At 54.5% G+C, this 12,563-nt stretch carries 7 protein-coding genes; 1 reads left to right on the top strand and 6 read right to left on the bottom strand.

Going from position 1 to position 12,563, the window contains the following annotated elements; genetic code table 11:
• Position 1: 1 nt before the first annotated feature.
• From ACR0B7_RS20480 to ACR0B7_RS20465, 4 genes are all read right to left on the bottom strand, one after another.
• The gene (locus ACR0B7_RS20480) at positions 2-832 is read right to left on the bottom strand and encodes a carbohydrate ABC transporter permease (RefSeq protein WP_170388048.1); all 831 of its coding nucleotides are present in this window, start codon (positions 830-832) and stop codon (positions 2-4) included.
• Between the two features lie 13 nt (positions 833-845).
• Positions 846-1,712, bottom strand: coding sequence for a carbohydrate ABC transporter permease (locus ACR0B7_RS20475; protein WP_170388045.1), 867 nt, complete (start codon positions 1,710-1,712; stop codon positions 846-848).
• Positions 1,713-1,818: 106 nt separating this feature from the next.
• Positions 1,819-3,123, bottom strand: coding sequence for an ABC transporter substrate-binding protein (locus ACR0B7_RS20470; protein WP_170486033.1), 1,305 nt, complete (start codon positions 3,121-3,123; stop codon positions 1,819-1,821).
• A 95-nt stretch (positions 3,124-3,218) separates the two neighbouring features.
• The gene (locus tag ACR0B7_RS20465; protein ID WP_170418475.1) at positions 3,219-4,244 is read right to left on the bottom strand and encodes a LacI family DNA-binding transcriptional regulator; all 1,026 of its coding nucleotides are present in this window, start codon (positions 4,242-4,244) and stop codon (positions 3,219-3,221) included.
• Positions 4,245-4,366: 122 nt separating this feature from the next.
• Between ACR0B7_RS20465 and xylB the strand changes: the two genes are divergently transcribed.
• On the top strand, positions 4,367-5,812 hold the full coding sequence (xylB, locus tag ACR0B7_RS20460) for a xylulokinase (protein WP_170486034.1): 1,446 nt from the start codon (positions 4,367-4,369) through the stop codon (positions 5,810-5,812).
• A gap of 292 nt (positions 5,813-6,104) precedes the next feature.
• On the opposite strand, the gene ACR0B7_RS20455 is transcribed toward xylB, so the two are convergent.
• The gene (locus ACR0B7_RS20455) at positions 6,105-7,337 is read right to left on the bottom strand and encodes an FkbM family methyltransferase (RefSeq protein WP_170577030.1); all 1,233 of its coding nucleotides are present in this window, start codon (positions 7,335-7,337) and stop codon (positions 6,105-6,107) included.
• Positions 7,338-7,559: 222 nt separating this feature from the next.
• Positions 7,560-12,563: a glycosyltransferase gene (locus ACR0B7_RS20450; protein WP_480682333.1), complete on the bottom strand. Its 5,004-nt coding sequence runs from the start codon at positions 12,561-12,563 to the stop codon at positions 7,560-7,562.

The following is a 12,563-nucleotide window of genomic DNA, read 5'->3' as shown; positions in this document are numbered from 1 at the left end:
CTTATTTCACAGCGCCGAAGGTCAGGCCGCGGACAAGTTGTTTCTGGCTGAACCAGCCAAGGATCAGGATTGGTGCAATCGCCATCGTCGAAGCCGCGCTGAGTTTGGCAAAGAACAAACCCTCGGGGCTGGAATAGCTGGCGATAAACGCCGTGAGCGGGGCCGCATCGACAGCGGTTAGGTTCAGCGTCCAGAACGCCTCGTTCCAGGCAAGGATGAAGTTCAAAAGCACGGTCGACGCAATGCCGGGAATGGCCATCGGAGTCAGAACGTAGAGGATTTCCTCTTTCAGCGAAGCGCCGTCCATTCGCGCGGCTTCCAGAATTTCTCCGGGAATTTCGCGGAAATAGGTGTAGAGCATCCAGACGATGATCGGCAGGTTGATCAGCATCAGCACGACCACCAACCCCCCGCGCGTATCCAGCAAACCCAGCCGGATAAACAGCAGATAAATCGGGTACAGCACACCGACGGCTGGCAGCATCTTGGTGGACAGCATCCACAGCAGAATATCTTTGGTGCGCTTTGAGGGCACAAAGGCCATCGCCCATGCCGCAGGCACCGCGATGATAACCCCCAACAGGGTCGAGCCCCCTGCGAGGATGACTGAATTCCACAGGAACCGCATATAGTCCGAGCGTTCCTGCACAACGGCATAGTTCTCGAGCGTCCAGTCAAAATTCAGGAACAGCGGTGGGCTGGCGATGGCCTGTGCCTCTGTCTTGAAGCTGGTCAGGATCGTCCAGAGGATCGGGAAAAAGATCAGCAGACCGACAGCCCAGGCAAGGGCGGTGTTCAGCGATTTGCGGCGGGGTGTGACGGCGCGGGCCATGACTGTTACCTCCTCACGCGTCCAGATTTTTGCCGACGATGCGCATCAGGAAGAACGCAACAATATTGGCAAGGATGATGGCATAGACCCCTCCGGCTGATCCGAGGCCGACATTCTGGCTTTCCAGCACACGCTGGAAAATCAGGTAGGTCAGGGTACGGGTGCCGAAAGCACCGCCAGTGGTCACGAAGATTTCCGCAAAGATCGACAACAGAAAGATGGTCTGGATCAGGATCACGATGGTTATCGCGCGGCCGAGATGCGGCAGGATGATATGATAAAACCGCTTTAGTGGCGGCGCTCCATCCATTTCAGCGGCCTCCAGTTGTTCACTGTCCAACGACTGGATCGCAGTCAGCAGGATCAGGGTCGCGAAGGGTAGCCACTGCCACGAGACGATCATGATGATCGAAGTCATCGACGCTTGGGACAGCCAGGAAATCGGCTCGGCCCCGAAAAAGCGCCACAGATGTGCCAGCAACCCATTCACCGGATCCATGAACATGTTTTTCCATACCAACGCGGACACAGTCGGCATGACAAAAAACGGAGCGATTACAAGGATGCGGACAACGCCTTGGCCCCACATTGGCTGGTCCAGCAACATCGCCAGAAGAACACCCAGAATGACCGTTATCACCAAGACACCGCCAACGATCACAAGTGTCGCCTGCACGGCCGGCCAGAACGAACTGGAAGAAACGAAGCGGATGTAGTTGTCCAACCCGACCCAGCCCAGATCACCGCCACGAAGAGGAAGGTATTTCTTGAAGGAAAAATACAGTGTCATCGTCAGCGGAACGAGCATCCAGCCAAGCAGCAAAACCACGGCAGGTGCCATCATCAGGCGAGCGACGGATCGGGAATGTTGAGTTGCCATGGCGCAAACCCTCTCTGTTCAGGCGTAGCACAAGCCTGCGAGAAAAACGCGAGTTGTAAAAGTGAGAGCGGGGGGCAACATGTGCCCACCCGCCGGGGAGAAGACCTCAGTACCCTGCGGCTTCCATTTCTTCAGCAGTGAATGCCTGAGCTTTTTCAAGCGCTTCGTCCACTGATTGCTGTCCGGCATAAACTGCCGAAAACTCCTGACTCACCTGCGTGGCGATGCCCGCAAATTCCGGGATCGCAACGAATTGGATACCGGTATAGGGCGTCGGCTGGGCGCAGCAGTTCTGCGGGTCAGCCGCCAGGATCGACTTGAGCGTCATCTGTGCGAAAGGGATATCCTTGTATTCCGGGTTTTCGTACAACGAGGTCCGCGCGCCCGGAGGCACATTGGCCCACCCTTCATTCTCGGCAACCAGTTCGATGTATTCCTTCGAGGTTGCCCACTCGATGAACTGCTTGGCCGCGTCCTCTTGCTGTGTGCCTGCCGGAATTGCCAAAGCCCATGCCCACAACCAGTTCGCGCGCTTGTCGACGCCTTCCGCGTTCGGAGCCAGCGCAAAGCCGACTTTGTCAGCCACGGTTGAATCGGTGGGATTTGTTACGAAGGACGCGGCGACAGTTGCATCAATCCACATTCCGCATTTGCCTTGCTGGAACAGTGACAGGTTTTCGTTGAAGCCGTTGGTGGCATAGCCTGCCGGACCGGATTCACCCATCATGTCGACAAAGAAGGTCAGCGCCTCTTTCCACTCGGGCTGGTCGAACTGAGGTTTCCAGTCCTCGTCAAACCAGCGCGCGCCAAACGAATTGCCGGTTACGGTGATAAAGGCACCGCCCTCACCCCAACCAGCCTTGCCGCGCAAACAGATTCCGTTGATGTCGTTGTCGCGGTCCGTCATGGCGGCCGCCGCCTCGCGGATGAACTGCCAGGTCGGGGCTTCGGGCATCTCCATGCCCGCTTTCTCCATCAGGTCCATGCGATACATGATCATCGAGCTTTCGCCGTAGAATGGCGCCGCATAGAGCGTACCTTCATGGCTCAGACCACCGGCCATAGCTGGTAGAAGGTCGCCGACGTCGTATTCCTCGGACAGACCATCCAGCGGCACCAGCCAACCATTCGAGCCCCAGATCGGGGTTTCGTACATCCCGATGGTCATGATGTCGAACTGGCCGCCCTTGGTCGTTATGTCCGTGGTGACACGCTGGCGCAGAACGTTTTCTTCCAGCGTCACCCACTCTACGTCGATGCCCGTCGCTTCGGTGAACTTGTCCGTATAGCCCTGCATCCGGATCATGTCGCCGTTGTTCACTGTCGCGATTGTGATGGATTGCGCGTGGGCTGCTGCCGTTGCGACGAATGTCAGTGCAGTCGCCGCACGAAGTGCGTTCTTCAGATACATCCCTGTCCTCCCTGAGCTTGGATGTCGTGCAGAGAGGGTAGTTTGTAAATTATCGCGGCGTCAATAAAAACTTTACGCGCGTTAATTTTTGAGCGTCACGCGGATTCCCTCAACACCAATCTGGCCGGAAACAGGGTCTCTGTCCGCGCATCAAATTTCCCACCACTTTCAATGAGTTCAAACAACGTCTCGACACTGCGCGCGGCAACGTTGTCATAGTCATGAGCCGCTGTAGTCAACGAGGGGCACGTGAATTTTGCAAAGGGATGATCATCATTAGAGGCCACCCGCAAAGCGCAATCCTCTCTGCGACCGACCCGAATCCCCTGCTCGTAACAGGCTGCCAGAAAGCCGATGGCAAGCCGGTCATTGCTGCACAGGACCGAATCTGTTCTCAGCTCGCCCTCCTCCAGAACCTTGAGCGCTCCGCGACGGCCGATATCCTCGAAGGCCCAGCCTTTGCCTTCGACCTTGATGACATGAGGCTCAAACCCCAGACGCTTCATCACCTCGTTATACGCCTTGCGCCGCTTGTTCGCGTTCGGGTTGGCCGGGGTGCGCATTTCAAAGAAAGACGGAGGTTCGCCCGTGCGGGTCATGTATTCCACGGTCTGGGAAACAAAGCTGAAGTTGTCCGAGCCGATGAAGGCCGCACCCAGCCCCTCCAGGTTACTGTCGAAAAGAACCGTCGGGACGTCGGTGCAGAATTTTTCGATCGCCGACTTGTCGGACGCCCGCCCCAGCGGTGCAAGCAGCACACCCGCAGGTTTCAGAGAGCGCAGGCTATCGAGTATCTCGTTCTCAAGCTTTTGTTCGCCGTGAGAACTGAACAAGGTTGGCCGATACCCTGCCGCAATGCAGCTTTGCTCGAGGTAGCGGGCGATTTCGGCAAAGAACGGGTCGGCCAGATAGGGCACCACGATACCGACGTTCTTTGTCAGTTTTCGGTTCTGATTGATGGCATAGATATTCGGGCGATAGTCAAACCGCTCAAGGGCTTCTTCTATCTTTGCGCGCGTGCTGGCACGCACACTGTCGGGGTCGTGAAAGTACTTTGAAACCGTCGGTCGTGAGATCCCACTTACTGCGGCAAACTCCTCCATGTTCTTTATCTTGGTCATCTGTCGGCCTGCACGTATTGATCCATTGCGATCTTGTCGCAACTTTACATATTCTTTGCGCGCGCCAAAAAATCAATACCACGTCTATTGCCGCCCAATCCAAGCCGAACTACAGATTCAACATGTTCATCGGGATTGATATCGGAACCTCGGCGGTCAAGGTCGTCTGCACGAGTGCGACGGACATTCTGGCTTCGGCTTCCATTGACATCCAAACATCTTCTCCTCAGCCCGGATGGTCAGAGCAAGTGCCCGATATCTGGTGGCGCGCGGCACGCACGGCGCTCAAACAGTTGAGCCGTCAGATCAGTCTGGCCGATGCGCAGGCCGTGGGGCTGTCGGGTCAAATGCACGGGGCCGTGCTTTTGGACGCGGAACTGCACCCGGTCAGACCCGCGATACTTTGGAATGACAACCGAGCCGCCCCACAATGCGAACAACTGCGCGCGGCCGTTCCGCAGATCGGGCAAATCGCCGGTGTTCTTCCCCTTCCGGGCTTCACGGCGCCCAAGGTCATGTGGCTTGAACAATCCGAACCTGAAAGTTACGGGCGGATCGCGCATATACTGTTGCCAAAGGACTATGTCGGCCTGCGCCTCCACGGTGAGATCGTGACAGATGTGTCAGATGCAGCCGGGACGCTTTGGCTGGATCAGTCCCGGCGGGAATGGAGCGCCCGGATCGCCGAGGCCACCTGCACCCAGCCGGATTGGTTGCCTCCGGTCAAACATGGGCATTGCGTTGTTGGGCAGATCACACCACAGGGCGCGCAGGAAACCGGGCTTCCGCGGGGCGTCCCCGTCGTTGCAGGCGGGGGCGATGCAGCAACGGGCGCGGTCTCTCTGGGTGCCACCGAAGCGGGTCGCGGCTTCATATCGCTTGGCACATCGGGTCAGCTTTTTGTTGCAGACCAACGCTATCGCCCTAATCCCGAAAGATACGTTCACGCATTTGCTCACACAGTGCCGGATCGCTGGTATCAAATGGCTGCGATGCTGAACGGCGCTAGGCCAATCGCGTGGATAGGTGGTCAGCTGGGTCTTTCCGCAGCCGAAGTTGTGGCGCTTGCTGAAACCGCAAACCGCACGCGAGCGCCCATTTTCCTGCCCTACCTAACGGGCGAGCGCAGCCCGCATGGAAACCCCCACATCCGCGCCTGCTTTCTTGGCCTTGAAGACGCCACAGGACGGGCTGAGATTTGCTATTCGGTTGTTGAGGCCATCGCCTTTAGTTTTGCCGACGCAATCGAAAGCTTTGGCAACACATTGGGCCAACTCTCGGCGATCGGCGGCGGCAGCCGGTCGGACCTGTTGCTTAGGCTGATCGCCTCAGCGACAGGCACACCGATCCTGAGACCCCAAGGCGCAGACAGCGGCCCGGCATTCGGCGCCGCACGCCTTGCCGCTTGTGGGGTTGGCGCACTGCGCATCAGCGACCTGGCCCAGCAACCACCAACTTTGCAAAAGTTTGAACCCGAAATCTTCGCAGCCCTACCTGACCGCTTGTCTACATTTCGGACAATCTACAGGTCCATCGAAAATGTTCAGTTGCCCATTGGTCTGAACTAAAGCCACCGATGAACATTCCTGGGCGCGTGAAGCAATGCGCCTCTTAGCGGCTTCCAAAAATCGCACCCAGAAAGTTCAAACGCCTGAAATTCAGCTTATGCTGAGGCCGGGACCGCCGGAATGACGCTGAGACGCTGTTCAAGATTTCAATGTTAGCTAAGTTAGTAGTGACGTTGGCCAAATGGAAATGAAGATGATTTGGAAGCGCTGGCATACCTGCGCGAATTTGATCCGCACTAGCGGTGCAACACACTTTTCACCATGCCGACCACAGGAGCAAAAGCTCAACTTGCTACCTTGCGGGGCGTCGCGCCCAAAGCGTCAGGGAATATGGTCGGCCCGCTGTGTCTAACGGATGGCCCAGATTTTCTGGCAATGCAAAGAACCAAGCGCGAGCAAGCTCGCAAATGAAACCGTGGTCTGCAAGTTGCGAAAGCAGCTTTGCGAATTTATCCTGATTGGTGGCGTCAATATGAACTTCGCAAACGATCATCTTGATCAAATGCAACTTCTCCTCGATATCATTGAATACATCATACTCCGCCCCCTCAATGTCGAGTTTCAACAGGTCGACCTGACGGTCAATCCATGGCCTCAGACTTCGCACATTAACTGTCACAATCTCTCCAAGCTGTTTCTTTTCGTGCAGCCGGTGGGTCAGGGTGCCCGCCATGCTGTCTACGCTGGAGACAAAAAACTCTGCAACACCGTCGCTGCCACCAAGAGCATAAGGTTCCAGAGCCACGTTTGACCACGCATTTGTGGACACGTTTTCAGCAGTGAGGTTACGATTGGATGCATCAGGTTCAAAGGCAACAATACGGGCATCGGGATAGAGAGATTTGAAGTAGGCAATGCTGAAACCACTGTGAGCGCCCCCATCAATAATGTACGGCTCAGGATCCTCCGCTGAGAAATAGTATTCTTCGCGAACGAAAATCTCATGCAAGAGGGTCCGCGCCGAAGACCGATCCGCAATCCTAAGCGTGCAGTTTTTCATAGTCAGGATATCGCCCGACAAGACAGCGTCCAAAATGGCTTGGTCGGCATCTTGACGGGTTGCGACACTCGGCCAGACCTCGTCCAAATCTTGCGCATCAATATCAATGTATTTCGACAGTTTTTTCTGCAAATACAATAACTCAGCCTGACCAGCCAAAGAATATTTGTCGAGGCGAAGTTCATCAGTGATTTCGACTTGTCGCTCGAGTGAAATGATCTGATTCTCAAACTGAAACTTGACCACAACAGGCTCAAGATCGCCCAAATCGCACTTGTGAAGCCCCCGGAATGACCATCCTGGTGCGTCGTTTTCATAGTCTGGGAACTGTTTCGAAACATCCTGTCGGCTTTGTCCATACTCTGCCTGTCCTAGAGCTTCACCCGCTTTACTGGATATGTGGATAGCAACCAACTGGCCCAATGCCCAACCGTTCGCCACGATGAGGCCCGATGATGGACTGAAACTTAGTCTGCTCACTGCTGCCTGATTAGGCAGTTCTTTCAGTTCACTGACGTCACTCATGGATACACTTCCCTAAGCATCGATTGGCTGGCTCTTTCGGAGAAGAATGCTTTTGCAGCAATCTGTCTCTCACAAAATAGGCGCCACAATTCATTTCGCAAAGTACAATCGAATTCTAGAACTTCTTGTCCCGTACAGAATTCCCGGTGATATCCGATAGGGTGCCCCACGAAGCGGTACAAACACAAACTGCATTTCGCATGTCTTATCTCACTCGCAGTATTAAACTTCGTCGCTCGACTTCCGCGACTCAGTAGCTTTATCTGCCGCTTCTTGACTACGTCTATCAAATGCGTGGTCAGAATAAGCAGCACTCGCACGAGCCGCGCGCGCATAGATAGGGTTCAAAAATGCCTCCAGCCGGGCTGCAAAATGCTCTGTATGCGCAACAGAAGCAACGCCGTCGTGAAGCACGTCTTCATCGGGCGGTTCGCCGTTGAGCACGGCGGCCAAAGCCATGCGCATCGCATCGGTGTCGCCTTTTGGCACAAAAGTCGTTAGCCCGCCACTGAATTCACGCAAGACAGGCAGGTCGTAAGCAATACAAGGCCGTCCCATATAGAGGCATTCAATCGGCGGATATCCGAAGCCCTCAAACAGCGAGGGGAACACCATACACTTCGAACGCGCGATTTGCTCAAACTTCTCAATATCGGAAATACCGTGCAACAGCTTTAGCGTCACATCGTGTTCGGCAAACGCGTCACGCAGCGTCTCTAGTTCCTGGGCTTCCGGCAAACTTGCCGTTCCGACAATGAGTGCAAAGGTGTATCCGCGGGTTGCTTCGGACAAAAGGGCGGTCAGGCTTTCTATATTCTTGTGCTCTGACTGCGCCCCAAACCGGCTGATACAAATAATCTGCTGTTCCGGTTTCAGTTGCATCGCACGCACCAGATCCGCGGCAGGCGTATTTATGGAAGGCGGCGCCACAGCAAAGACGCAGTCCTCAGCAGGTTGATAATATTGGCGAGCATAGTCGGCACTCGTGTTCGCCGATGACACAACGACATCCGAAAACGCCGATGTCGCCTGCCAGTGTTTCCACCTTTCCTCTGGTCTAGGGGTCTTGTTCCCCTCGTTGAACCAATTGGGTGACTCGAAGTTTACCAACACCGTCACAGCACCTGTCGATTTTGCCATTGCAAGTGACTGCTTGTAGAGCGTCGCGTCGTTTGACAGATCCGGAACGATGAACACGGCATCAAAATTGCCCTCAGGACGAACATGGAAACCGTTCACTACGAACTGAATATGTTCATGGTGTGAGTGTAGGTTGAAGTTGTACAACCACGCAGGATAATTGTTCATCCAAACCACCACATCATACCCGCTCGACGCCAGAGCTTCTGCGAGCATGCACGCATGGTACCGCCCGCCAGAGAACAAGGCATGCGGGCACTGCATGACGATACACACCCGCAGTCGGCTCCCGAATGCCGGTTCGTTTTTTGGGCCTGCAAATCTGGTTTTGGCATCCTCAGACTTGGTGAGAACCCGTTCAGGAGCCGGGCGTGCTTTCAACGCCGGGATGTGAGACGCTGTCAACGAATAATATCTCTTCCCCCACATCTCCCCAGCGACAAAAGACTGTTCGGTGCTTTTGACGAATCGAGTGTATGTTGCCGCCTGGCGGAGCGAGTTAAACGTCGGGTGGTATGCGTGACTGCTGTAGATCAGATCACGATAATGGGCGAGCTCCGAATGCGCCCAAAAGTTATCATTCTCATCCGCGTTTGGATTTCTGCCGTCAAAGCCAAGCAGATAAATTCTGTCGGCAAAGGTCGACGCCAGAGGCAACATGAGCGTATTCAGCGTGCTGCCCAACCTTGGAAGGGCAAAGTACCCGTTCAAGTCAATCACCGGATCGTCTGTAAGTTGGTCACAAAGAATTATCTTTTCGCTCAAATGGGGGTAATGCGCCGTCAGCACATATCCAATCCGCGCAGTCGTCAGGAAAAACGCACCAGACTGTGACAGGTATAGCTCAAGATCCCGCCTGAACCTTTCAGCATACTCAGATACTCCGAAATGGCTGACGACATCACCTGCACAAATGAAGTCCGGCTGTATATGCTTCATCAGTTTCGGGTTGGAAATTAATGTGCCGCATACAACCGTCAGACAATCTGAAAAATCATACTCAAAGGCTTGTTCGGTGGACGTCCCCGTACCTATGACGACCGCGTTACCGCTCCCGGCCGTCTCAACACCACTCAATGCTTTTTTCAGTTTCAGTGCGTTTTTGGTCAAAACCCGTGCACGGTCTTTTTCCGCCAACGCCAGCCATTGGACGATACAATAGCGCTCGAATTCTGGCGACATAGGGTCGTCGGTCGCAACGGTCAGAACTTCGCTGCCGGGAAAGGCCTCCCGAATGAACTCCAGAGTGTGCCTGTCGACAGATTTCCAGATCAATACAATCTTAGCTTTGAAAAGCCGCTCCACATAGGCGGTTTCATCGTCGATACACTCAATGTTTTCAGACTTAATTGTGTCGTTTTTTGAAAAGCCGACGGGCCGGACAGACGGGGCTTCGTGGCTAGTCCAGAAGCTGATCCGGTCCACGGAACTGCCGTTTCCGCCCAGATACCATTGTGCGCGGAAATAGTGGTCGGCGAGATCCTGTTCTGTTTCGAAACGCGGATAGTAAACCACTTCGGGCGATTTCCTATCCGCGTCCTGCGGCGCGCGGCCCCTTGCCTGTGCCATAACGAAAGCGAGGTCGGCAGCCATCATGGATGGCAGCGCAGCCGTTTTAGCGAACTCTATGCTAGGTGGTAAATTGGGGTTTCTGATCTCGATCGGAATTGTTGGCGATCTGACGTTGTCGTCGCCGGAAAGCGTCGCATATACTGTCTCGCCATCAATCACACTAGTGGATAGCCCATCGAAGATCCAGCTGGTCCGTGACTTGTGGTCAGGCGAGATGGCAAGGCCCGCAGGATTCCGGCCAGAAGAGAACACAAGGCGTGGAGGCGTGTCAGAACGACCGACGTCGCAGGATACATGGACGTTCATCCAACGACGGTCTGCATCGTAGAACGCGGCGATATGCAACGAACCCGGCCCATGATCCGAGCCCTCCGAATGGCCTTGGTTTGCATTGGCCTGCAACCGCGCAGCTGCACGCTTGCGTTTACGTTTTTTGCGAATAAGGATAGCCGCAACCAGCGGTACGGAAATAGGGAAGGTCAACAAGATCAAGGGCAGTGCAAAATAGGTTCGCTGACGCCGCAGCGAACGCATTTTTTTCTCCTGCAAGCGGACTTTCTCGCCAAGATGTTGTACCTCGGACGTTCTGCTGCTGAGCGCCAACTCAAGGGCTGCGGTATCCTGACCTTTGCTCAACTGCACCTCACGCGCTGGATGTCCGCCAGGCGCCTTACGGGGGGTGCGCTGCGATGATGATGTAAGCGCAAACAGGACATCTCCGATTTTTGCCGCAGCCATCCACGCCTGTGATCTCGCAGCGAGATTCAAAGTGTTCGCCTCAGATGGTGCACCGCTTTGTATCTCGCGCAGCAGATGTTGCGTGAGAGACAGCCCATTATCTTTCACCGAAGGTGTGAAGGGGGTCGTCACGCCAAATCCATCGACCCTCTTTACCGGCAACCCAATACGCAAAGCGTCCCGACAAATGGCAGTGGTTTCACCAAATCCTGCGATGAAGAAACGCGCTTTGGACAACAGTTCAGCGTGTTTGATCGGGGTGATATCTGCGATGTCCCAAAGCCCGATTTTATGTGTTTTGGCTGCGTCATACAACTTTCGCATTGCGGGTTGTGTGTCCTCACCTATTCCATAAGTGAAGGCGAATTCTAGTCCACCGAACTCAGGACGAAACAGGTCCACCAACGCATCTGCAACACCGGGATCATCAACCGGGACATCGACCACGATCACATCGTCACGCTCGGCCCAAGGGCATCGCAATGGCGCATAGCGTGCGCCCGGAAGAAACGCCGAGTCCAGTTTACTCAAAAGCAGGCGATCTAAGTTGTCAGGCACATCAACGTCAGACAAAGACAAAATACTGCAGTGAGAGTTCAACTTGCGCTGACGTTTTACTTCAGCCAACGCCCAAGATACCGGAGCCGCCACGAAGACAAAATTAGCAGCCCTGGCAGTATCAGGCGCCGAAACAGGCAGATGATCCGTCGCTGTCAGCCTGCGCACAGCCTCAATTTGGTCGGGATCGCTACAAATCAATTCGACAGATCCGCCAATCTCACTCATAACGGACGCGAGAATTAAACCGCTGTAGTCGGCCTTTTCATCCCCGGAAAGCAGGAACACCGAATGTGAATTAATAAAGTAGTCAGGATCGCGTACGTCTTCTGCAGCATACCAGCGCGTTGCAGCGAATGGTTGCGGTTTTGGGTTCACGCCTATAACTTTAGCACTGATGGTAAGTGGAGCCGGGTTGATATCAACTTTATCCCAGCGGCCGTCATAAACGTTGTCGAGCATTTCGAAACGTTTTGTAAGTGCAGACTTTTGATCGGGACTGGTGGCATCATTATAGGTGTTGCGTGCATCTGTTACGCCGCATAACCTCATGTAACGGTCGTACGTAAAAGACCGTGCGCGATACGGAAAATGGTGCAACTCGATGGTTTCGTCGGGCTCACTCAGAGGCTCGTCACACAAGCCCATGTGGAAACCGGACTTCGCACGTATAGCTGACCTGCCCCTTACATACTTATGTAAAGGGTGTTTCCAATGTCGTTGTTTGCAATGCCACGCAGGAAAAGTTGTTGTGTCAAACGCCTCGCAGTCAGGCATGAAATCCCAAGGATGAAAACCGGGTTCGTACTGTGGCCAAGCGCGTGGGAAATGATTGATTTGGACCGCCCCGACTATCCGGTGCATGTCTGGCAGGCGATTTACTAAATCAAAGATGCGCTCACCGGACGGACCGCAGGGTAACTCGTCACAATCCAGCCAAAGCCACCAGATCTCTTCATGCTCTGACTCTTCAGACTGGCGTTCAACGAGGTCATTCATGATGCGGATGCGCTGCATCTCGTCATACATATCCGTTTCAAATGTATGTGCTATTTCCGCGCCTGCCTTGAGCGCTTCGATCGTGGTTCGGTCGCTGCTACCATTGTCAACAAGCAAAACACGTTCAGCCCCCTGAGCGAAGGCGTTGGAGACGGTTGCAGCAATGATATCGACTTCGTTGTAAGCGCCGATTATCGCCCATAAAGGAGTCTTGGCCAT

This window comes from Ruegeria sp. BB6 (assembly GCF_056539385.1).
Note: the sequence above shows the minus strand (reverse complement) of the source record. Positions and strands in the feature narration are given on the sequence as shown.

What these genes read in the sequence shown, in the direction of transcription:
- ACR0B7_RS20475 (WP_170388045.1), bottom strand. Translation starts at nt 1,712, where the DNA reads ATGGCAACTCAACATTCCCGATCCGTCGCTCGCCTGATGATGGCACCT.
- ACR0B7_RS20450 (WP_480682333.1), bottom strand. Translation starts at nt 12,563, where the DNA reads ATGGCCAAGACTCCTTTATGGGCGATAATCGGCGCTTACAACGAAGTC.
- ACR0B7_RS20470 (WP_170486033.1), bottom strand. Translation starts at nt 3,123, where the DNA reads ATGTATCTGAAGAACGCACTTCGTGCGGCGACTGCACTGACATTCGTC.
- ACR0B7_RS20480 (WP_170388048.1), bottom strand. Translation starts at nt 832, where the DNA reads ATGGCCCGCGCCGTCACACCCCGCCGCAAATCGCTGAACACCGCCCTT.
- ACR0B7_RS20465 (WP_170418475.1), bottom strand. Translation starts at nt 4,244, where the DNA reads ATGACCAAGATAAAGAACATGGAGGAGTTTGCCGCAGTAAGTGGGATC.
- ACR0B7_RS20455 (WP_170577030.1), bottom strand. Translation starts at nt 7,337, where the DNA reads ATGAGTGACGTCAGTGAACTGAAAGAACTGCCTAATCAGGCAGCAGTG.
- xylB (WP_170486034.1), top strand. Translation starts at nt 4,367, where the DNA reads ATGTTCATCGGGATTGATATCGGAACCTCGGCGGTCAAGGTCGTCTGC.